We start from the raw sequence: 23,454 nt of genomic DNA on the forward strand, positions 1-23,454 counted from the left end.
GAAATAATTCTCCACCAATATAACCAAAATCTAAAATAGAAATAGTATGAAAAAATGTTTTATTATCAGCAAATAACCTCTATCAAACTGTAAGGTATTGATATATCCGGTTACATACCATGAATAAAACAGCATTATTTTTACGATAATGCCGTTGATAATAATTTTATTTCTCTACTTTAATTTTTGCTGATTTATATGCGGTCAATAATGCCAATATTGGTGCAATGGAGAAGATCAAAAATAACCAATAGGACGATGAAACAGCTCCTTCTACGCCACCGGGTTTATAAAAACCAAATATATTGACGATCATTCCTGCCAAGGCAGAGCCAAATGCAGAGGAAAATAACTGAATGGTTGTAATGGATGAACCAGCAATATTTTTATCCGCCTCACTGGAAATCTGCAAAATACGTGTCAGAAGATGCGGCCAGCCGAAACCTACACCAAAACCAAATAACCCTAGCCCTAAAGTGATCAACACCATTATTTGCCACTCTCCTGCTGATTGGAATGGCAGCATAACAAACAGCAATAACATGCCAATCAACATGAATATAGGGCCACTCATAATCGAAAATCGCATTTTCGCGCCCTGCCAGCTGGCACTGAGCATTTCTCCTAATGTCCAGCCAAGTGCTGCGGAAGCCACTATATAACCAGCAGCCAAAGGAGACTGTCTATGCAGAATTTGCAAAAAGTAGGGGACAAAAACATCACTCGCCAAGCCAAGCATCAAGAGAAAAATAGTGGCAAATAAAATCATGTGGGGTGAACGAAAACTAAAGGTATTTTCAGGTAATAATCTCGCCGAAGTGCGACGTTCACAAATGATCAGTAATAATACCAATATCACTGCCACCGCGACGCCGATAATATTGATCCGTACATCTTGTGACAAACTTCCCGAGGAAACCACCAAAATAGCCGTTGATAGCAAAATCAATTGTACCGTCGGCAATGGCGTTTTGGTTCTGTTTTGTTCCTGCTTTTTAGGCAAAATCAGATAGGCAAATAAGGCATAGAGCAAAATGGCGGGAATCATAATACCAAACGCATAGCGCCACGCATTCATTTCAGCGAAAAGACCACCAATGGCCGGCCCGATTAACGTCGATACCCCCCACACCCCCGAAATCAGCGCTATGGCCCGGGGCCAGAGTGATTGTTCAAAAACCAGATTAATCATCAAATAAGAAAGAGCAAATAGAAATCCACCTCCCAATCCCTGAATGGTTCTTCCTATCAACATAATTTCCATCGTAGGTGCGAGAGTACAAATCAAACTGCCGATGAAAAAGACCAATGCCGCAACCAAATAAGCATTTCTTGCGCCTGACACACTGAGTAATCTCACAGAAAGGATAGAACCAATAATTGATGCCATGACAAACAATGTCGTATTCCAGGCATAGAGATTTAACCCGCCTATGTCCTTCACAATGGAAGGTAAAATAGTAATCGCAATTAAGGTATTGATCGCCATCAATCCCACACCCAGTGAAAGCACTATTGCACTCGGCGCATTTTTGCTGGAAAAAAGATCTCTCCAGCGGCGTTCCTCAGTCATTATCATCATTATTGTCCTGAACACAGGTTGAGTTGTGAAAAATCTTAGGCTAAATTAAACAAGATAAATCTTGTAATAAATTAATGTCGGAATCAACAATATGTCAAGCACTGACTTGGAAAATAGAATAATCGCAGGACAGACAGTGAGTGAGAAGTTATTGATGCTTCTAAAAACTCGAGGTGCCTTACAAGCCTCTGATGCCGGCAAACTATTGGGAACAACAGGAGAAGCAGTCCGTCAACAATTTGTGAAGCTGGCTAAAGAGGGGTTGATTAAAGGGAAATCTGAAGCGAAGGGGGTCGGCCGCCCGATTCAACTCTGGTATCTCACGGAGAAAGGTCATGCCCTATTCCCTGATACTCATGCAGAGTTAACAGCCCAATTGATTACAATTATTCGCAGCCAATTAGGCGAAACAGCCCTGGATTTGATTATCAGTGTCCGCGAGAAAGAGGCACTTTCCAACTATAAAAAGATAATGGAAGGTGCCACAGAGTTACAGGAAAGAGTTGAGCGTCTGGTCGCTATCCGCAGCCGGGAAGGTTATATGGCCCATTATGATGTTGATGAAAAAGATGGCTCTATTTTGTTTTTTGAAAACCATTGCCCTATCTGCTTCGCAGCTAAAATCTGCCAAGGATTTTGTCGAACAGAGTTGAATGTTTTTCGCGAAATACTGCAAGCCAATGTGGAAAGAACCGAATTTATTCTCAGTGGTAATCGACGCTGTGCCTATCGCATCACACCATTGACTTAATCTCTGATAAAACCTACGCAGTATCAATTGCGTAGGTTTTGTTTATGTCTATCTCTTCAGATGACTCAGCCAAAAGCGAAATCGTTCAGATTACCCTTGGTTGGTGCTCCATTGGCACCAGGAAGACTGACAACTATGGCTGCAACGCGGTTTCCAAGATCCACGGCATCCCGTAACGACATGCCCTGAGACAATCCCGCCAACATACCACCACAGTGTGCATCTCCGGCACCAATCCCATCCTCAAACCGAACCTTATAAGCAGGCACATGTTCAGGCTGGTGGTTTGGCTGGCATATCCATGCCCCTTCTGCACCGACGCGAGCAATGATCGTGAAGCCATGTTCATCTGCATAGCGATTGGCCTGTATCATGGGATCACCATCGCCACACAATAAGGCAATCTCATCTTTATTTAAGCTGAGCATGGTTCTATCCACAGGTAATGCCTGAATAAATTCAAGGTCAATATCAACCAGACGAGGACCAAAATCTAATACCAAAGTCAGGCTAGCAGGCGAGGCCAATAACCATTCGCGTAAATCACCCGCAGTGGGATTCGCTAATTCATAACCACTCGTATAAATAAATCCCTGTTCCGGCAGTGGGATAGTCGCCAGAATCTCTGTATTCCAGGCATCGTCACAACCGGGGACAGAAACATAGATGCGTTTGCCATCAGGTTTCATCATGGCAAAGCACCAACTATTGTCTTTTGTAGGATGGCGCAAGGTCACCCTTAAACCCAGATTTTCCATTTCTGTTGCGACACTCTTCCCCCAAGCCCCATTCCCCACAAATATGCCGTTGATAACCGGGGTTTGCTGACGGCAAAGGGCGCGGGCAACATTGAATGCACAGCCACCAACTTGCCGATCAACTTCTTCCGCTTCCCAATATTCACCATCATGGGACAATTCAGGTAACTTAAGAACAATATCCCCTGTTGCAGATCCCACCACAACGACAGGCAGTAAAGGCTCTTTCATCTTTTATCCCTATTCAACATCAAATACAGACCATAACAGATAAAGCTGACAAAAAATGACAGAAACAAGCCAAGGCTGGAATTCGCAAAAATCCCAACTGCCCACGGACCACTAATGAAATCATTTTTCGTCACCAGAAAACCCGCCAATGCTCCCAGTAGCCAGCACAATATGGGTATCCACTTAATGCCGCCATTCGGGCCAATGTAATTGAACAATTTATCCGAACAATACCCCTGCTTTCGACGGATCACGATATAGTCAAGCAAGAATACCGCCTCCCACGATGCCAAAAAGACACCGAAGAATATCAGGAATGCGATAAATGGCCCCATAAAGTCGCCGGTAACAAACAGGGTATAAATCGCGACAGTCAACACAATCATCGAATCAATGGTAACTGCATGGATTCGTTTGATTTTTATTCCTAACGTCAATAAGTTCAAGCTGGCAGAATAAAGGCTCATGACTGCCATAATGATTATGCCTGCAATGGCTGTCATCAGGTAAGGGATCAACATCCAATCCGGCAAGATGGAGCCAATGTGGGCAATAGGATTATCTGAGCTGGGAAGGTCAGGTAATTGAACAGAGAGCAAAATTCCCGCAAATAATAACAATACCAGAGGGAGCATACCGCCTGTGGTTACTGCGGTGAAAACCTTTGCATCGGACGAATTTTCATTCTGAAAACGGCTATAATCGGCACTTGAGGCCGCCCAAGCTATACCGCTTCCCGCAGCAACTACTGAGACTGCCGGCAAAAATCCCGTTAACCAACTACCTGATGGCATGGACAACACCGATTCCCAATTTGTTGTCATCAGAATGTAAAACACCACAACCAGAGTCATGATCCCGAAAACGCGGGTAACCCATCGCTGCATGGCAATGACCATCTCTTTTCCCAGCAGCGTGACACCTATTGATAGGCCTGAAAATAATATCATGCTGGCGACAGTCAACAGCGTACTTTCAGCAAGTCCGAAAGCCTGAAATAACGCGGAAAGGGTCAAAGTACCCGTAACAATATTGATGGACTCCCACCCCATGGAGATGAACCAGAAAATCACCGTCGGGGCAATATTACCCTTGATACCAAAAATCGTGCGGGAAAGGGTAAGAGTTGTGGTTCTTCCTCGTTTGCCACTGAAACTGACATAGCCAACCAATGCAAAACTGGAAAGCCCTACTAATGCTGCCAGGGCGGATTGCAGAAAGGAGAGTTTGAAGGAGACAATGATGGCACCGTAAACAATGCCGAGAATGCCAATATTAGCGGCTGACCAGACCCAAAATAAATCCAATGGTGTACCTGTACGTTCTGAGGAAGGAACAATATCTATACCTGTGCGTTCTATCTTCCAGAACCGTTGACTATTTTTCTGTGTACTCATTTGTGTTTTCCATCACTGTCTTAAAACTTCTTGTTTAAATGACGTACTTAAGACTCTAGGCAGAAAAACCCTATCTGAGTTGCTAACTTATACCATGACCTCAGTAGGGAACATGTGATACCGGATAACGTCCTGAAAATGGCTCTGGTCGTGGACCCTATGGTTCTCTTCCCTGGGTTGGCGCAAAAAAATCGCACACATTAATTGGAGTCCCATAAAACATGACACCATGACCAGAGCGCAGCGTACCGACTTGATTAGCCCATGATAAGCCGATGAAGTCTCTGTTTCTTCAAGCGGGCGTGGCAGCCGGACATTTAAACCACCATACCACTTCAAGGCCGATGTCATACATCAACCCTGAGCTTGAAGAATACGTCTCTTGCGATCCCTTTCATCTTTCAAGTCGCAGCTTTGTTGGCTTTATCTTGAAATCAACTGGTTATAATTCAGGATATTACAGAAAAAGGCTTCTAAACTCCCTACTTCTTATATAAGCAAGACTTATACTTTATCCATCCATTAAGGCCAATGAAAGTCCAATTTTGTTATTATGTGATGCCAATCTAATTCCAATACACGCTATACCCAATGGATTTCAAGGCGCAACGCAACGGCAAGGGCTGGAGTGACTGGGGTAAGTGAACACAGATAACAAAGCTGCAACTTGAAAGACGAAGGGTATATACCTTGCTGTACAGGCTAATGTAAACTTATGCCATCAAATAACCGGGGCTTAAAAAATGCTGAATCACTTTGTTGACTGGGTACGCGAACAACTTGAAAAGAAAAGCAATAGCCCCCGCTATATCCAATTGCAAAAAGCCATTGAAGCGGCAATTGAAAAACAGTTATTGGAAGTCGGTGATTTTCTGCCACCGGAACGCCGATTAGCTGAATTACTCAGCATATCTCGGGTGACGGTCAGTAAAGCCATGCAGCTTCTGGAAGAAAAAGAAGTGATTATACGCCAGCAAGGGATCGGCACTCAGGTCGCCAAATCGGGCAATTCTTCACTCAATAAAGCTGTTGGTTTTACCTCACAAATCATTAAAGAGGGAGGAACGGTATCCAATTGCTGGTTATCGAGGAATATTATCCCTGCTTCGGAAGAGATAGCGAAAAAATTATCCCTTAATATCGGCGACCACATTGCCGAACTGCGCCGTATTCGCCTTGCTAACGATACGCCAGTTTCACTTGAAAATACCTATATTCCCCGGAAATACTTGCCCTGTCCTGAATTACTGGAAGGCTCCCTGTATGCACATTGGGAGAAAGAAAACATTCATCTGACCAATGTGAATCACAAAATCAAAGCTATTGCCTGCCCTGCGGAGCTTGCCGAATTACTCAATATCGCGGAGAATTCTCCACTACTGCAAATTCATCAGATAAGTTTCAATGGACAAAATGATATCATTGAGTTCAGCGAGATTTTATGTCGTGGTGATATTTATGGGCTTGATTTCAATTCTCCGCAAAATATAGACATTAATTATAATTGATAAAAAATTAATGAATAAAACCCTTCACCACTGACTTTTCTCCCTGTTTTCAGAGGGAATTCAGTACAAATACTGTCCATCACCTTTTGGTCTGTCATATCTTCCTGTCATCAAAAGTGATTCTTTTGTATAAAAAACAACATTTACTGATCGGCAAACAATCAATACATTATTTAATCACAAAAATATCATTTTAGTTTTCAGGCAATTCCAAATCATTAAGAAAAAGAAAAATAACTGACAAAATAGTACATTGAACGATAAGAGGCATATTACCTTTTACTGAAGGGATTATTTATGAAAGACATTAGTCAATTATATTCAGAACATCCTGAGTTCTACGATGCATTTTCGAAAGACAGAGACTTTTTGTCTCAATGCCACTCTCTTCTCGATTTTAGCTCTCCAACAGATCCCGATGACATAACCACATTAGAATTATTAGCGGGACCAGCAAGACACTCACAAGCGTTTAGCCAATTAGGCTGTAAAGCTTATTCTCTTGATGGTTCTGAGGGTATGAAAAAGTATTCCGTTGCAAAAGGCATACAACACGAAGCAAACTACTTCATTTCTCATTTGCCTGCTGATAAACCCAAAATTCCTCCTGATTTGAAATTTAATATTTATACGTTACTCAGATATTCAATTGGTTACTTCTCAAAAGAATCTATTCAGTGGTTACTGAAATGGTGTCAACACCATTCCCGCAAAAACGGCATACTTTTCGTTAAGGTACATAAGCAGAGTACTTTCAATAATTTTATTGAAATACATGAAGATAGCCATATTATTAGTGATTCGGAACTGGGTAAAGCGGAATGTTATTGGCCAGTCACCCCACCTGAATGGAGCGATACAGAGTGGGAAATTAAGATGACAGTAAAAGTGATTATTAATGGCGAAACACATTTTTATGAGTCCCGGGAAATAATCCATTCCTATGAAGATATCAGGCATATATCTGAATCCGTAGGCTGTAAAGCAGAAATCATTTCACCTCAAAAATTATCTGGGTTCACGGACAACGCCCACATTGTGGCTATTTATCTATAAATTAAAATTATGCCCTTCTGTCAGCAATTATTGGCTGACAGAAGGGATAATGGAGAATATGGCGACGCATTACTCTTTGCCTGCCACTCCCAGCTGTTGGTAAATATAATGCTTGTAGCTCTCCATCAGAGCCTTATCCTGACAATCATCCAACTCACCATCACACAAATGCCGCATGATCATATTCGCCTGATAAAATTCAGGTGTGGATAAGCGGGCTCGTTCCAGAATCATCCCGCCAAGGAAAGAGATATCTGTCAGATTGCCCGTTGTAATTGGAGTTCCGTCTTTCAGATTATCCCGCATAGTAAATTGGGTGATATGTGCAGGATCAGATAACGGAGAATTGTAGTGATCAAAATGTATGTTCGGTTGATGATCACCAAAATAGAGGAAAATAGTTGGTTTATCGCGCTTGGCAACAAATTCACTGAAATCCTTGATGGCAGGATCAGAAACCGTGATTTTTTCCATATAATGGCTGAATTTACCTACCGCATTTGAACTATCAACTTTGTCAGTCAAACCATAGTCATCAAAGTGGCCCTCTTCATAAGGGCCATGCTCGTACATGGTCAGCGAGAAAATAAAGATCGGCTTGTCTGTTTCCTTCGCCAAAATGGTTTTCACGTAAGACAACATATCCTGTGTCGAAATTGTCCACAGATTTTCATCGATGCTTGCCGGATAGCCCAGTTCCTGTGGCTGGATAATCCGGTCAACGCCCAATGTTTTGTAGGCATGCCCTGCATGATAGGCCGATTTATTAAATGGCGTCAGCACAACCGTGTAATAACCATTGTCCTTCATCGCACGGAACAAACTGTTTTTCAGATGATCGACAACAAAATAAAACACCGCATTTTTGCGAACGCCGAAATCATCCGTATTCAATCCGGTCAAAACAGAGAATTCAGATAGCCACGTCCCTCCACCAAAGGTTTGTACCCTGAGCGGACTTTGGGCACTGACATTCTCATCATGTTGGAACATATAAAGATCTGGCAATTTAACATTAGCAGGTAACTGATAAAGGTAGGGATTGACGGTGGACTCCTGCAATAACAAAACCACATCGGGTTTCACATCTGACTGTGGTTCCGGCAACATCACTTTCTTCGCCTGTTGTAAGAAATAGTCAGCAGATGTACCAAATTGTGGTGGTTGGTATTGTGCATCCATCGCTGACATCACCATATTGGTCACTGTTCCCCGTCCCTTTGGTAATTCCTCCTGCCATTGAGCATGGTAGGCTCTAACCGTCAGATTGATCCCCCAGACACTGGCCGCCACCAGAATAATACTGATAAGCCGCCATTTGATCCCCCGTGTGGGAGGAACCGCTTTCCAGCTCAATATTATGTTGAATATTAACCAGACAACCATCGCCGCTACCGCAATACCTGCCAGCCAATAATGGCGTAAGGTTTCCTGATTGGAAGGGTCCAGAATGACATTCCAATCAGAAAACATCAGCTGCTCTTTGTAGTAATGAACTTTTATCTGGTTAAGGAATTTGAGGATGATAAATAGGGTTCCAGTCAACACAACCGAAAATAGCCAGCGCGCTGACACGAAAAAAGCCAGACCAAAGATAATGCCGAATACGCCGACAGACACCAGCGCAGGATAAATATCTCCGCTTTTCTCAAACACGATTATCAAGGAAGCGATTAACAGCAATCCAAGATAAACCCCCGAGATTATTTTTTTCTTCATACTTGATTGAATTCCATATATGAGTTCAGTTTGACTTCACCCAAAAAAAGTAACATAGGCTATCAAATATGCAGAAAATAAAATTCTGTATATTCGCTCAATGAAGACACCTCTGACTCAAAGGAGTTCAATCGGTACGGCATTAAAAAACCACGGCTAAAACATGCCTTCATCCCGTAAAACATGTAAATCAGACTTTCTGCGGGTAAAGCCGGTGCGGTTAAAGAATTCTAGTATCTGGATCGCTAATTTTCGACCGATATTAAATTCATCGCGGAAATTCATAGCCGTTATGCCTCCGTTATCCTGATAATATTGACGGATCAAATCAGCAAATTGCTGAATGCGCTGACGGTGATAATAACGATCCGGCACGATCGCGATAATAATCCCCAATTGCGCCGCTGTCCGCAAAAGATGGCGCACGACATCTTTATCTTCCCCCATCTGCGTAGCCAAGTCGCGAACCCACCACGCTTCGGACCTGAAATAGGGTTCCGCTTTTAACCAAAGGCTCACCTGCTCAGCAGTAAATTCCAATCCATGCTCAGGTAAATGCAAACTTCCATAAGTTTGCTTCAGTGCTTTCCGTTCAAGTAATCGATTGAACAGAGTATAAACCAGCGTTTCATCCAGTGCAGGTAATGCCATTCTTTTCAATCGGGCTTTACCCACTCCAAGTTGATCAGGATGTTTCTCGTGATATTCCGCCAGAATCTGCAATATCTGTTGTTCTGCCAGCACTGCATTATGCTTTGACAGAACCCAGTCACCAGCAATGATGGCATCCATCTTTATCAACAAGTGGTTGAGCTGGCTTTCTGTTAACTGACGCGCCCATGCAAAGTGGCTGAGAGATAACGCTCCGCGTGGTAAATGAGAAGCGAGATTTTCCGCATGAGTATTCGCTCTCGCCAATTGGGATAACCAATCAAGAAACGCGGGCTGACGTTTTCCCCTGCGCGGAGAATTCAAATTAATGACCCGCGCTCCCGCCAGTGTCTTTCTGGCACTGATATCACGTAATATCAGGCGATCATTTTCCACCAGCCATAAAGGGCGATCTAACACCAGTTCAGCCAATACTGGTGTATCTGTCAGGGAATTCAGTAATGAAATTCGTCCCGTGATATGGCTTGCAGCATGATGAATATGAAGGGACTGCCAATTTTGCAGCGACGCATCAGTTTCAATCTCCACTAACACTTTGACAGCCGCAGACATGGGCTGTTGTGATAATAGCCAATCGCCACGGGAAATTTGTTCTTTACTGATATCCCCGGCAATATTCAATGCGATACGCTGCCCGGCTTGCGCATGCCCGGCTGGCCGATTCTGGGCATGCAGACCACGAACTCTAACAGTTTGCTCACTGCCGGTGAGCCACAAGGTATCACCGACACAGATACCCCCCGCCAACGCGGTTCCTGTCACCACTACCCCCGCCCCTTTAACGGTAAAAACGCGATCGATAGCCAAGCGAAAGCGCTGGTTTAATTTTTCATGATACGAATTTTGACGGGAATAATGGTGTTGGTGGGCGGATTGTGATTGATGGACAGAAAGTAAATAGTCTCTGAGTGGTGCAATACCTTCCCCTGTGGTGGCGGCTGTTACAAACAAAGGAACGGATTGCCACCCTTGTGATACCAGTAACTGTGCAGCTTGTTGCCGGACTTCCTCAATCCGGGCAGGTTCAACACCATCCGCTTTGGTCAGTACAACCGTAATTTCAGGCCGTCCGATTAAACGTAAAATCGCCAGATGCTCGCGTGTCTGCGCCATCACACCATCATCGCAGGCAACAACCAGCAGGACATGTTCAATGCCCCCGATCCCCGCCAACATATTGGACAGAAATTTCTCATGGCCCGGTACATCGACAAATCCCAGCGAAGAACCATCCGATTGTGGCCAATAAGCATAACCAAGATCGATAGTCATGCCCCGCTTTTTTTCTTCCGGTAAATGGGTTGTATCAACCCCTGTGATTGCTTGAATCAATGTCGTTTTACCGTGATCAACATGTCCTGCTGTGGCAAAAATCATAGTAATTCAGCTCATTTGTATAACAACGATTTTTATAGCGACAATTTTTATGGCATTAATTTTTATAACAATCATTGCTATAACAACAACTTTTATAACAACAACGCCTGCAATAATGCGCCGCTATCTTCAAGACAACGTAAATCCAGCCATAATCGCCCATCGTACAGACGCCCTATCACTGGATTGTGCAAATTGCGCCACTGGTGGGCTAAATTTTCCAATGTACTGCCGCGCCCATCAATCGCAGCAAAAGTCAGCGCCCAACTGGGCAGGCGATCGACAGGCAAAGAACCACTGCCAATCTGAGAATAACAAGGTTCGTCACGGACAATAAACTTTTCACCGTAATGATCCCGAATTTTGGGAAGGAGCCGCTGCACCATATCATGGATTTCATTTTGCGTACGAGACAACAGACGCAGCGTCGGTAATTTTTGATGGAGTTGTTCAGGATGTTGGTAAAGGCGCAATGTTGCTTCCAGTGCAGCCAGCGTCATTTTATCCGCCCGCAATGCACGTTTCAGAGGATGACGCTGGATAGCATCAATCCACTGTTTCTTGCCGACAATAATGCCGGCTTGCGGGCCACCCAATAATTTATCACCGGAGAAAGTCACCAAATCAATGCCGTGATTCAGATAATCCCGGGGCATGGGTTCGGCAGGCAAACCATATTGTGTCATATCTATCATGGAACCACTGCCAAGATCGATGGCTGTCGGGATTTGAGATCCCGCGCCCAACGTCGCCAATTCCTCTCCCGAGACTTCAGCAGTAAAGCCTTCGATGCTGTAATTACTGGTATGTATCTTCATCAGCAAACCCGTATCCGGATTGATTGCCTGTTGGTAATCTTTCAGATGCGTCCGGTTTGTCGTGCCCACTTCCACCAAACGACAGCCCGCCTGTACCATTACATCAGGAACACGAAATGCCCCGCCAATCTCCACCAATTCCCCACGGGAAACAACGACCTCTTTTCCCTGAGCCATCGTTGCCAATACCAATAAAACCGCTGCGGCATTGTTGTTGACGATACAGGCATCTTCTGCCCCTGTCAGCGTGCACAGGAGATCTGCCAAGGCACGGTCACGGTGCCCCCGACCAGCACCATCAAGGGAGTACTCCAATGTCACTGGCGAACGCATTGCCTGTGTCACCGCATCAATCGCTGACTCCGCCAGCACAGCCCGTCCGAGATTGGTATGGAGTACCGTGCCAGTCAGATTAAATACTGGTTTCAAAGCTGACAGGCCCTCTTGTTTGATTCTTTGATGCAATGAAGCAACCCAGTTACCATTCCATTCCGGCAAGTGTTGATGTTCCCGAATATTGATCCTCGCCAGCTCCTGCATTTCCCTCAGTATACCTACTACCCGCGTTTGCCCGTGCATCTCAATCAGCGGAGTGATTTCAGATTCCCGCAATAATTTATCGATGGAAGGTAACTGACGGTATAGCGAATTTATTTCCTGTGTCATCGCTGTCCCCTTAATCACTTATTCATTGGGAAACAGAAAAGGGTTCAGGCTACTGCGGGCAAAACCTTCATCTTCCATTTTGGCATCCAGAATCAGTGATGCCAGATCATCAGCCACCGCATCCACATTCGGATCTTTTTCCTGATAAAGGATTTTCAGGTAACTGCCACAATCACCACAACTTTCTGCTTTGACTGCCGCTTGCTCACTATCCAGTGACCAATAATTCAGATCGCCGGTTTGCTCACAGTTGCTGCATTTGATCCGCACAACGTGCCATTCACTTTCACACAAATGACAATGCAAATAACGCAGACCCTGACCAGTCCCAATCTGAACAACGCTGGCAACAGGCATACTGCCGCAGACCGGGCAAAACTGGCGATGCTCACCATATTCCGCACGCGCTTTACCGGGGATCAAACTGGCCATTTGCGCCCAATAAACAGACAGCGCAGCCCAGACAAACACCGACTGATCGGCACTGACTTTACTGAATTCGCTATTAAGCAATGCACTTGCCATCCCTTCTAATTCTTGCTCTGAATTTTTCGCCAGATTTTCGAGGGCAGGTTTCACATGCTCAGGCACGGCAGGCAGCAATTCCGCAATCAGGGAATGCAGGACACTGTGCCAGTGACGGGTACGCTTCAGGGTTTTGCAATCCAGCGGAACACGGGTTCCTTGTCGGGCGTGAGAGAGGATCTCATCTAATTCCACACTCAAGGGATTATCATACAGCGCCTTTTGCTGTGCCTGAACAATTTCAGCAGCAAAATTCAGATAGCTTGAAAATGGGTTGTCCTCAGTCGCCAACATTTTCAGGCGCTCAACACGACGCTGATACAGATTTTTCAGGTTGGCAAACAGCAATGGCGGAATAAAACCCGCACTTCTTTCATTCATTCGTTCTTTGCCCAACTGTTCTTTAGGAACAATACGAATACTCATTCTTTTAACCTCCCCGTTGTCATTATAATACGCCATCATCTTACTGACCTTGCCAGCCAGTGAAATAGTATTACGATTAATTTCAACACAAATTTACAAATACTACATATTCGATCCAGACTAAACTGTTATTCAGGTTAGACTGTCAGTGTTATTACACCCAATAGATTTCAAAATGTGGCCAACAAAGCGGCAACTTGAAAGATGGCGGGTACAAAGGAGGAAGGGTGAATTTAGTAGCACCAATCATGAACACTCTTCTTGATTTGCAGCTCAATAAGTGAAGAGACTTATGATGAAACTCACACCTGAAAAATTATGCTCAGCAATAAACGAATATTCTCATAAATCTGAGAAACAGCGCCAATTAACCCCGGAACAAATGCAATGGTTTACTGAGCCAGAAAACGTATTTTTACTGATAAACATGGCGTTAACGATACCTGAAGAAGCTATGGATGATATAGGCGATGCCATCAATAGTTGGGCTGAAGTTGCTATCGCTGAACTGGCACTGACCGCAACCAAATTGCCGGCGGAAGCCAAACAACAATTTGAAGAAACTATCGAGCAAATTCTGGTTGATACCAAAGAAAACGTCGAGTTCAATAATGAATGTATTTTGTTATTTTTATCAATATTGAAGAAACATCAGTTTCATATCCAAGCTGACATTACTCAGCTGCTGAAAACACCAAAACAGGATGACGACACTAATGTCACCAGCTTTCCCCCACAGCCGTTCAAATTAAGCCAGCTACTTGATCAATTTGATCTTAAATCGGGCATCGAATTCATTGAGTTCTTTGAAAATGGTTTTTCTGTTATACCTCACGAAGCTTTACCCTATTTACTGTCAGAAGTGACCCAATATCCATGGGGCATAGATGCTCTTCTGCTGTTAACCCAGTATTTTGAAGAGCCGGTTGCACTTGCCAGTGCGCAAGTGTTGGATAGTTGTCCCTCCTCCGCATGGGCACATTTATCCTACCAACAGCTAATCAACCTGTGTACCCGATTCAACCGCCATCCTTCTATTAAGCGTTATATAAAACGCTGGAAAAAACTGGCAATGAAGCACAGTAAAGCTCCGGCGGCGGCAGTAATACATGAATTATACGTTTCCCATGTTGATGGCAATGATTGCGCCAGCATGATGATGAAAATCACTCTGGATGGTCAGATACTCCAGCTAAACATGATGTTGGATTTTAAATCTGGTATCCGGGAAACGTTGTTGAATCTAGCTCCTGACCAAACACTCACTGAACTGATGGCACAACTGGATGACAGTGTTGACTTCACCCCCGTCTCCCCGGACTGGCTGCAACAAATCTTGCCATGGATACTTTCAGTTCAGCTCAATAAAAATACCCCAATCGATCTCTATTCTCTTCATTGGTTATCGCAATTACCTTTCAAATGGACACAACCAGAAACGTTTGAATTTGAGGTCTGGAGCAAAAAACTCGGTTATCAGGAAGATCCTAAACGACAAGAACGGAATCGTCTCAGCTCCATCTATATGGAACATTTTTCGCCGTTACTGATGAGTTGGCTGGCCCCAGAAGAATATTTACTGACAGCGAAAAAGCCCAGAGACTTATTGAAGAATTATTACTACGCAAACCGGGAGCTGTTTACAGAGCGCCTGACTTACTCAGCCACAGTTGAGCGATATAAACTACCAACACAAACTCAGCGTTTAACAAATGACTATTTGGATTTGGCTCATACGCTCTACGATCCTGCATTGAACCGCAAGAAATTTTCGCTATTTGATACTTTATCAGAGATAAGTTTTGAGTACTTTTCCATGATAATGGAACCCACCAATGCCGAACTACCACCGCAAGGATTAGTGATCAAAGTCAACTTACTTGATGCAAGCCCTGCGGTATGGCGTCGGCTCCGTATCAGTAATCAACTGACTCTCAGTGAACTCCATGAAGTGATACAAGATGCCATAGGTTGGGAAAATGCCCACCTGTACAGTTTTGATATTGGCGGAATAGAAATTCCGGAAGAACATAATGACCAAATACGTATCGGGGTATTCCTGAATGATATTGACGCAACACTCAACTATCAGTATGACTTTGGTGATGGTTGGTTCCATCAAGTAACCGTCGAAAAAATACTTCCGAAAGATATTCTCCAACCCGAAGTCACCGCAGGTAATGGCATGTGTCCGGCTGAAGACTCCGGCGGTATCTGGCATTGGAATCATCTGCTCAAATTGAGGAAAAAGAAAATCCTGACAGAAGATGAAGCAGAGCAATTAGAGTGGGCAGGTTTGTCTCCGGATGAACAGCCTGAACCTTTTGATAAACAACAAGCTAACAAGAGACTGAAGGCACTGTTCAATTACTAAAAGCCCATAACATCCTGCAAAACCGGAGGATAAAAACAGCCTCCGGTTTCCTTTTCGGCCTTCCTGTTCAGTGCTGGTTCATTGCTGGCAATGACAAAACTCTATATCATTAAATTTAACTTACAAGTTAAATTAACTGTTGAGTTAAGTTGTTTTAAGGATTAACTTAATACACAGGAAAGCACATGTTTGAATTGGTTTATCACCCAGATTCAGTGGACGAAATCAGTCAATTACCTGATGTCATACGAGGTAAGATGACAAGATTATTAGACATGTTAGAAAAACGCGGCAATGAGTTACGATATCCACTTTCAAAACCAGTCAGAGAAGGATTATTTGAGCTACGGGCATCTGGTAAAGATATCGCGAGAACATTATACGTTTTCCAAAGTAACCGCGAAATTTTTATATTACGCTGTTTTATAAAAAAGATAGATAAAACACCACTCAAAGAGGTGAAACTCGCGTTACAACGACTAGAGGAAATGATAGATGAGTAAAGTTAAGCGCATATCACACAATGAGGCAAAAGAACGTTTCCTGAATACACCTGAAGCTCAAAAAGCCTACCAAGAAGCTGCTGAAGAATTTGAGTTACTCAGTTTACTGACCGAATGGCGCGAAAATGCGGGTTTAACTCGTGCTGATGTTGCTGAAAAAATGGGGATAACTCCTCCCGCAATCAGCAGATTAGAACGGAATATTTCTCGTGCAACATGGCAAACATTACGTCGCTATGCGGCTGCATGTGGAGTAAAACTCTCCCTCACTGCACGCTATTGAATTGACATACAAAAAAAGCAGGGCATATCAACATACCCTGCCCCAAATTCACTCTTTCTCTTTTTGTTGCCCGTTTCGTTGCTCTTGCTTCACGATTTCACGATACCATCGTGGATGGTGTTTCTTCGCCCAGCCGCGCGTGACCCAGCCTTCCACCATCGCCCGCACTGATCCCTTCACCCAAAACGCCGCGTAAGCATGAACAATAATCGTCAGGATCAGGCCAATCGCCGACAGTGAGTGAACCAGCAAAGCAATTCGGATTAAGGGAATCGGGAAATATTCCGCAAAGTAAGGACGCCAAATAATGATGCCGCTGACCAGCAACAGGAACAGGCAGACACTCACCGACCAGTAAATGCCTTTCTGTCCGAGATTGTACTGCCCGATATCCCCTGCTTCTTCATTACGCAGTACGTTGTGAATATTCTTCGCCCATTCAATGTCACCCTTGTCGATCATGTTATGTTTGAAGTACCTGAAAAACATAAAAACAAACAAGAAGAACATTACCGAACCCGCAAACGGATGCAGTATCCGTGATAACTGCGGCGTACCGAAGATATTCATCATCCAGTTCAGAGATGGAAAGAAAAAACCCAACCCACTGATGGCGGTGAACAGGAAGCAGATAACAACAGCCCAATGATTGACCCGTTCAATCGGAGAATGGCGAATGATGACATCGTTACGTTTTTTCATTTCTTCGTCTCCCCACAATCTGAATTGCCCGAATCAATGTCCTCAAGGGCGCTCTCTTCCTCTTCCCTGGAAACACGGTTAGGGCCAATTCCCACGTAATGGAAAATGGAAGCGGCAAAGGTCGCGGCAAAACCGATGGCCGCCAATGGCTTCCAGATACCTTTCCAGAATGTGATTGTCGGACTGATAGTCGGGTTATCCGGCAGACCGTGATAGAGCTGAGGTTTATTGGCATGATGCAGCACATACATAACATGCGTTCCACCCACACCTTCGGGATCGTACAGACCAGCATTGTCATAACCACGCCCTTTCAGTTCCTCAACCCGTTCTGCCGCCAGCGCTTTCATATCCTGTTTACTGCCGAAATGAATCGCCCCAGTCGGGCAGGTTTTCACACATGCCGGTTCCTGACCCACACCAACACGATCAACACACAGAGTACATTTGTAAGCACGGTTATCTTCTTTGTTAATGCGCGGGACGTTGAATGGGCAGCCCGCAATACAATAGCCGCAACCAATGCAGTGCTCTGACTGAAAATCGACAATACCGTTGGCGTACTGAATAATCGCTCCTTCCGCAGGACACGCTTTCAGACAGCCCGGATCGGCACAGTGCATACAGCCATCCTTACGGATCAGCCATTCCAGCTTTCCATTCTCCTCAACTTCGGAAAACCGCATGACTGTCCATGACTTCGCCGTCAGATCAGCCGGATTATCATAAACACCCACATTGTGACCAATTTCATCACGAATATCGTTCCATTCTGAACACGCCACCTGACACGCTTTACAGCCGATACAGGTTGTCACGTCAATAAGTTTCGCCACTTCTTGCTGGTGATCCCGCACACGGGGTGCGGGAGTCAGTGAATTGGTGGCAGAGCGACGAATAATGTCCTGAGATTGCAATGACATGTTTTCCCCCTACACCTTTTCTACATTAACCAAAAATGCTTTGAATTCCGGTGTCTGTGTATTGGCATCACCGACAAACGGCGTCAGGGTATTAGCAAGGAAACCTTTTTTCGCTGCCCCTTCAAATCCCCAATGAATCGGAATGCCAATGGTGTCCACTTCACGACCGTGAACATTCAAGGTACGAATACGCTTCGTCACCACCGCTTTGGCCTTGATATAACCACGATTGGAGCTGACTTTAACGGTATCGCCCTGTTTGATGCCTTTCTCTGCCGCCAACCGTTCACCAATTTCCACAAACTGTTCCGGCTGGGCAATGGCGTTCAGCAACGCATGCTTTGTCCAGAAATGGAAATGTTCGGTCAGGCGGTAAGTGGTTCCCACGTAAGGGAATTTATCGGCTTTGCCCATTGCTGCAAAATCACTCTTGAACACGCGAGCCGCCGGGTTGGAAACCACATTCGGATGCAAGGGATTGGTGCCCAGCGGCGTTTCGAACGGCTCATAATGCTCAGGAAATGGTCCTTCTGCCATTTTGTCGATGGCAAACAGGCGTCCCATGCCTTCCGGCTGCATGATAAATGGCCCGACATCTGTTCCGGGCGCGGCATTGCTGTAATCGGCAATATCCACCCCGCTCCATTTATCGCCATCCCATGCAATCAACTGACGTTCAGGATCCCACGGATTGCCCTGTGGATCGGCAGACGCACGGTTATACAAGATGCGGCGGTTCAACGGCCACGCCCATGCCCAACCCAGCGTATTGCCGATACCAGAAGGATCAGCATTATCACGGCGTGCCATCTGGTTGCCTTCCGGCGTCCAGCTTCCGGCAAAAATCCAGCAACCGCTGGCGGTTGTTCCGTCATCACGCAATTGCGCGAAAGACGACAATTGCTGACCTTTTTTCACCAGTACATTGCCATTGGCATCCAGCACATCTGCCAGAGCACGACCGTTATTTTCCTGTGCGATTTCTTCCGGTGTCGGATTATCAGAATCGAGATAATCCCATGTCATGCTCAGGACTTGTTCCGGTGCCGCACCACCTTCTTCACGGTACAGGTCACGCAGGCGCTTATAGATACCTGACAGAATTTCACCATCCCCAATCGCTTCTCCGGGCGCATCAGCACCTTTCCAGTGCCATTGCAGCCAGCGTGCTGAATTGACTATCGAGCCATTCTCTTCAGCAAAACAGCAACAGGGCAGACGGAACACTTCTGTTTGAATGGAAGCCGGATCAACATCATTGAACTCGCCGTGATTTTGCCAGAATGAAGCTGTTTCGGTACTGAGCGGATCAACCGTCACCAAGAATTTCAGTTTTGACAAAGCAGTGACGACTTTGTTTTTATTCGGAAATGATGCTAGGGGGTTGAAGCCCTGACAAATATAGCCATTGACTTCCCCTTTCGACATCATCTCGAAATATTGCAGTACGTCGTAAGGTTTATCCCACTTAGGCAGGAGATCAAAACCCCAGTCATTCTCTTTACGAGCATGATCGCCGTAGAAACTCTTCATCAGGCTGACAAAGAACTTCGGATAATTGCCCCAATAGTTGACCTGCCCCGGAACCGTGGATTTTGGTGTGTTGGCTTGCAGATAGGTTTGCAAATCCACCTGTTTTTCCGACGGCAAGGAGAGATAACCCGGCAGGCTCTGGGACAGCAGCCCTAAATCTGTCAGCCCCTGAATATTTGAGTGACCACGCAGCGCATTAATACCACCGCCCGCCATCCCCATATTGCCGAGCAGCAATTGGATCATCGCCATAGTACGGATGTTCTGGGCGCCTGTGGAGTGTTGAGTCCAGCCCAATGCATACAAGAAAGAAGTCGTTTTATCTTTCACACTGGTTTCAGCCAGATATTCACACACCCTGAGAAAATCTTCCTTCGGCGTCCCGCAAATATCGGTGACCACATCCGGCGTATAGCGGCTGACATGCTCTTTCAGCAGATTCCAGACACAACGAGGATGACTCAGGGTCTTGTCACGTTTGGCAAAACCGTTTTCATCCAGCTCATAATTCCATGTTGTTTTATCGTATTGGCGATTTTCCGCATCATAACCGCTGAACAGGCCATCATCGAACGAGAAATCTGCCCGCACAATCAAACTGGCGTTGGTATAAGCCTCGACATATTCACGGTTAATCTTTTCATTGGTCATCAGGTATAAAATCACACCTGACAGGAAAACAATATCCGTACCGGAACGAATAGGCGTGTAAAAATCCGCCACGGATGCCGTACGGGTAAAACGGGGATCGATAACAATCAGTTTGGCGTTGTTGTGAATCTTGGCTTCCATCGCCCAGCGGAAACCGACCGGATGAGCCTCTGCGGCATTCCCGCCCATAACGACAATCAGATTCGCGTTCTTAATATCCACCCAGTGGTTGGTCATCGCACCGCGACCAAATGTTGGAGCAAGACTTGCTACCGTTGGTCCGTGTCAGACACGCGCCTGGTTGTCTACGGCAAGCATGCCGAGAGCACGAGTAAATTTTTGCGATAAATAACCGGTTTCATTGCTGGCAGCGGAGGCACACAACATGCCCGTTGTCAGCCAGCGGTTAACCGTAACGCCATCTTGGTTGGTTTTGATAAAATTGGCATCACGGTCTTGTTTCATCAATTTCGCAATACGATCGAAGGCGTCATCCCAGCTTATGCGCTGCCATTGATTGGAGCCTGGCGCACGATATTCCGGGTAATGCAGCCGATTTTTACTGTGAATAAAATCGACCAACCCGGCCCCTTTAGGGCACAAGGCACCCCGGTTTACAGGATGATCCGGGTCCCCTTCGATATGAAAAATAGTAGATTTGGCATTTTTGGCACCATCACCAAGGCTGTACATCAACAATCCACAGCCGACAGAGCAGTACGTACAGGTATTTCGGGTTTCACGCGCACGCAGCAATTTGTAGTTACGTGTTTGTGCAATCGCTGCGGTTGGGGAAAATCCCAACGCAGCTGCCGTCGTACCCGCCATACCGCCAGCACAGATCTTAAAGAACTGCCTTCTGCTGACTTGCATGGGGATCTCCTCACTCACATTGCTTATCTACACACCTTCTAACAGCGGTTCCCGTGGGTGTGCTCGCTTTTTATAAAAAAGATCTTTTGAATGGTTTTTGATTTTGGGTACTGTCTGTTATAAACATTATCCACTGTGTACTCAGGTTACTTATCCTATATACCCACACAAATAGTCCACACAAACAGCATTATGAATTAATCTGTCGGGGAATTCACTAATGGATGATACTAAGCCAGAAAATGAGTTAGCCATTGAAGGTATCTGTGGTACTTTCCGCATCAATGTAAAACAAAAAAATCACCTGAGTAGTTCCAAACCGGACTGGGTGGCCGAGGAAGTGCCTGTCGCCCTAGTTTATAACGGTATTTCCCATGTCGTGATGATGACCAGCCCGAAAGATTTAGAACATTTCGCCATCGGTTTTTCATTATCAGAAGGAATTATCACTTCCCCGCAGGAAATTCGTGGCATTGATTCAATGATCAGCTGCCACAGCGGAATTGAGCTGCACATTGAACTGTCGAGCCGCCGTTTTGTTGCATTGAAAGAGCACCGACGCAATATGGCGGGAAGAACTGGCTGTGGTATCTGTGGCACCGAACAACTGGCCGACGTTTTTCGTCCGATTACTCCCCTACCTTTCACCCAGACATTTTCACTTTCTCACCTTGATTCAGCTCTTGCCCAATTACCTCGCCTACAAGAAATCGGTGCGCTGACTGGTTGTACTCATGCGGCTGGCTGGATCTCCCCTGAAGGAAATTTACTCGGTGGATGCGAGGATGTAGGCCGCCACGTTGCGCTGGATAAATTGCTGGGAATGCGGGCAAAAACAGGCTGGCAGCAAGGCGCTGTTCTGGTTTCCAGCCGGGCCAGTTACGAAATGGTGCAAAAATCGGCCAATTGTGGCGTGGAAATTTTGTTTGCTGTTTCCGCTGCCACCTCACTTGCCATCGAAATCGCACAAAAATGTAACCTGACACTTATCGGATTTTGCAAACCGGGACGGGCAACAATATATACTCATCCTCAACGGATAACCGATTAATTGAAGCGCTGAAGCACCTACAGACTCATTTTTACTCAACTTTAAAACCAAAAATCCTCAACTTTAAAAAAGTTAGCCCATCCCTCGATGTGATCATAATTCAATCAATAAAAGATAAACGAAAAGTTACTGATAATTTACATTATAAATTATCAGGGGTAATTTTTTTCAATTACACGTTTTTTTTACCCAAAAAGTTAGGATCGCATTCCCGATAAGGAAATAAAACACTCCTTAACTCCGTGAGGCTAACAATGAAAAAAATTAACATATTAATCACTATATTAGGCATTTCGGGATGGATAACACAGGCTCAGGCAGCAGTTGGATATGGCATAAGCCAAACAGAAACAAATCCACATATACAGCTCGGTGATAAAAATGGCGAACCCGGCATTGGTATCTCTCTCTTGCCTGATAGCCTCTACACGGCCTCTGAATTGAAAGAATTGGCCACACTTGATGATAATGGCATCTATCGTTACAAACTAGAGGATAATTGGAATATCGAAAACCAGTATATCGATATCGGTCAGGTTCCCAATGCAGACGTTTACTTTGGTGAATGGGCACAAACCACTCCCGATAAATCGGATATCACACATACTGTTTTTTATATCGGTAAAGATGTCACAACCAATATGCCAAACTCGGGTACTGCGACCTATTCGGTGAAAGGCCTCAGCCAATATAACGGTAACAATCTCCTCAACGGTCAACTTGTCGCAAACTTTGATACCAAAAAATTAGAGGGTTCATTGAGCAATGATTCACTCAAAATAGGTATCAATGCCAACATCAATGATAATGCCGAATTTTCAGGCAATGCTACAGCCAATAACAGTATTAAAGGCATCACTGATGGGAAATTCTATGGTGATTCAGCCTCCTCTGTGGCGGGATATACCAAATTTGATAGTGACAGAAGCAAAGATACCGCTTTCGGCGGTACTAAACAGTAATTACTCATTTTCCAGATAACAGTGCCATTTCTGGCACTGTTATTTTCTTCGGCTCTCCATCTTCTTTGCCCTGTTTATTACATCTTGTATTGGGATTTACCCCCACTATTTAC

Annotated in this window: 19 protein-coding genes; 8 read left to right on the forward strand and 11 right to left on the reverse strand. The window is 44.9% G+C overall.

What is annotated here, in order from left to right; all coding sequences use genetic code 11:
- Positions 1-166: 166 nt before the first annotated feature.
- Positions 167-1,579 carry an MFS transporter gene (locus AC5JQI_RS18975; protein ID WP_493914735.1) on the reverse strand — a complete coding sequence of 471 codons (1,413 nt, stop codon included), beginning with the start codon at positions 1,577-1,579 and terminating at the stop codon, positions 167-169.
- 94 nt (positions 1,580-1,673) lie between these two features.
- Here AC5JQI_RS18975 and AC5JQI_RS18980 point away from each other — a divergent pair, with 94 nt between their 5' ends.
- Complete coding sequence (locus tag AC5JQI_RS18980; protein WP_493913267.1) at positions 1,674-2,333, forward strand: helix-turn-helix transcriptional regulator; 660 nt, start codon at positions 1,674-1,676, stop codon at positions 2,331-2,333.
- 65 nt (positions 2,334-2,398) lie between these two features.
- Here AC5JQI_RS18980 and AC5JQI_RS18985 read toward each other — a convergent pair whose 3' ends face one another.
- From AC5JQI_RS18985 to AC5JQI_RS18995, 3 genes are all read right to left on the reverse strand, one after another.
- Positions 2,399-3,322: a PfkB family carbohydrate kinase gene (locus AC5JQI_RS18985; protein WP_493913268.1), complete on the reverse strand. Its 924-nt coding sequence runs from the start codon at positions 3,320-3,322 to the stop codon at positions 2,399-2,401.
- Entirely contained in the window at positions 3,319-4,719 is a 1,401-nt protein-coding gene (locus AC5JQI_RS18990) for a purine-cytosine permease family protein (RefSeq protein WP_237385994.1), read from the reverse strand. The genes AC5JQI_RS18985 and AC5JQI_RS18990 overlap by 4 nt, the downstream gene beginning before the upstream one ends.
- An 87-nt stretch (positions 4,720-4,806) precedes the next feature.
- The gene (locus tag AC5JQI_RS18995) at positions 4,807-5,070 is read right to left on the reverse strand and encodes a hypothetical protein (protein ID WP_493913269.1); all 264 of its coding nucleotides are present in this window, start codon (positions 5,068-5,070) and stop codon (positions 4,807-4,809) included.
- A 392-nt stretch (positions 5,071-5,462) separates the two neighbouring features.
- Between AC5JQI_RS18995 and AC5JQI_RS19000 the strand changes: the two genes are divergently transcribed.
- Both AC5JQI_RS19000 and AC5JQI_RS19005 read left to right on the forward strand, forming a co-directional pair.
- Positions 5,463-6,227: a GntR family transcriptional regulator gene (locus tag AC5JQI_RS19000; protein WP_493913270.1), complete on the forward strand. Its 765-nt coding sequence runs from the start codon at positions 5,463-5,465 to the stop codon at positions 6,225-6,227.
- A 297-nt stretch (positions 6,228-6,524) separates the two neighbouring features.
- Positions 6,525-7,283, forward strand: a complete 759-nt coding sequence (locus AC5JQI_RS19005) for a hypothetical protein (RefSeq protein WP_493913271.1) — start codon at positions 6,525-6,527, stop codon at positions 7,281-7,283.
- A 69-nt stretch (positions 7,284-7,352) separates the two neighbouring features.
- Here AC5JQI_RS19005 and AC5JQI_RS19010 read toward each other — a convergent pair whose 3' ends face one another.
- The 4 genes from AC5JQI_RS19010 to fdhE form a co-directional block, all read right to left on the reverse strand.
- Positions 7,353-9,002, reverse strand: a complete 1,650-nt coding sequence (locus tag AC5JQI_RS19010) for an LTA synthase family protein (RefSeq protein WP_493913272.1) — start codon at positions 9,000-9,002, stop codon at positions 7,353-7,355.
- 156 nt (positions 9,003-9,158) lie between these two features.
- Positions 9,159-11,051, reverse strand: a complete 1,893-nt coding sequence (gene selB / locus AC5JQI_RS19015) for a selenocysteine-specific translation elongation factor (RefSeq protein ID WP_493913273.1) — start codon at positions 11,049-11,051, stop codon at positions 9,159-9,161.
- A 92-nt stretch (positions 11,052-11,143) separates the two neighbouring features.
- Positions 11,144-12,535 carry an L-seryl-tRNA(Sec) selenium transferase gene (gene selA / locus AC5JQI_RS19020; RefSeq protein WP_493913274.1) on the reverse strand — a complete coding sequence of 464 codons (1,392 nt, stop codon included), beginning with the start codon at positions 12,533-12,535 and terminating at the stop codon, positions 11,144-11,146.
- 18 nt (positions 12,536-12,553) lie between these two features.
- Entirely contained in the window at positions 12,554-13,486 is a 933-nt protein-coding gene (fdhE, locus tag AC5JQI_RS19025; protein ID WP_493913275.1) for a formate dehydrogenase accessory protein FdhE, read from the reverse strand.
- Positions 13,487-13,778: 292 nt separating this feature from the next.
- Between fdhE and AC5JQI_RS19030 the strand changes: the two genes are divergently transcribed.
- The 3 genes from AC5JQI_RS19030 to AC5JQI_RS19040 all read left to right on the forward strand — a co-directional run bounded on the left by AC5JQI_RS19030 (position 13,779) and on the right by AC5JQI_RS19040 (position 16,646).
- Positions 13,779-15,860, forward strand: coding sequence for a plasmid pRiA4b ORF-3 family protein (locus AC5JQI_RS19030; RefSeq protein WP_493913276.1), 2,082 nt, complete (start codon positions 13,779-13,781; stop codon positions 15,858-15,860).
- 185 nt (positions 15,861-16,045) lie between these two features.
- Positions 16,046-16,363, forward strand: a complete 318-nt coding sequence (locus tag AC5JQI_RS19035) for a type II toxin-antitoxin system RelE/ParE family toxin (protein ID WP_493913277.1) — start codon at positions 16,046-16,048, stop codon at positions 16,361-16,363.
- A complete protein-coding gene (locus tag AC5JQI_RS19040; RefSeq protein ID WP_493913278.1) occupies positions 16,356-16,646 on the forward strand; it encodes a helix-turn-helix domain-containing protein in 291 nt (96 codons plus the stop codon). The genes AC5JQI_RS19035 and AC5JQI_RS19040 overlap by 8 nt, the downstream gene beginning before the upstream one ends.
- 48 nt (positions 16,647-16,694) lie before the next feature.
- On the opposite strand, the gene fdoI is transcribed toward AC5JQI_RS19040, so the two are convergent.
- Genes fdoI through fdnG form a run of 3 tightly spaced genes read right to left on the reverse strand, consistent with a single transcriptional unit; the run spans position 16,695 to position 21,328 of the window.
- Positions 16,695-17,348: a formate dehydrogenase cytochrome b556 subunit gene (gene fdoI, locus AC5JQI_RS19045; protein ID WP_493913279.1), complete on the reverse strand. Its 654-nt coding sequence runs from the start codon at positions 17,346-17,348 to the stop codon at positions 16,695-16,697.
- A complete protein-coding gene (gene fdxH, locus AC5JQI_RS19050; RefSeq protein ID WP_237386005.1) occupies positions 17,345-18,271 on the reverse strand; it encodes a formate dehydrogenase subunit beta in 927 nt (308 codons plus the stop codon). Before fdxH ends, fdoI begins: the two co-directional genes overlap by 4 nt.
- Positions 18,272-18,280: 9 nt before the next feature.
- Positions 18,281-21,328, reverse strand: coding sequence for a formate dehydrogenase-N subunit alpha (gene fdnG / locus AC5JQI_RS19055; RefSeq protein WP_493913280.1), 3,048 nt, complete (start codon positions 21,326-21,328; stop codon positions 18,281-18,283).
- Positions 21,329-21,548: 220 nt separating this feature from the next.
- On the opposite strand from fdnG, the gene fdhD reads away from it, so the two are divergent.
- Both fdhD and AC5JQI_RS19065 read left to right on the forward strand, forming a co-directional pair.
- Positions 21,549-22,379 (forward strand): formate dehydrogenase accessory sulfurtransferase FdhD, encoded by an 831-nt coding sequence (fdhD, locus tag AC5JQI_RS19060; RefSeq protein WP_493913281.1) that lies wholly within the window; start codon positions 21,549-21,551, stop codon positions 22,377-22,379.
- 254 nt (positions 22,380-22,633) lie between these two features.
- Positions 22,634-23,341, forward strand: coding sequence for a Slam-dependent surface lipoprotein (locus tag AC5JQI_RS19065; protein WP_493913282.1), 708 nt, complete (start codon positions 22,634-22,636; stop codon positions 23,339-23,341).
- The last annotated feature ends 113 nt before the right edge of the window (positions 23,342-23,454 follow it).

This window comes from Xenorhabdus sp. XBWT (assembly GCF_059072735.1).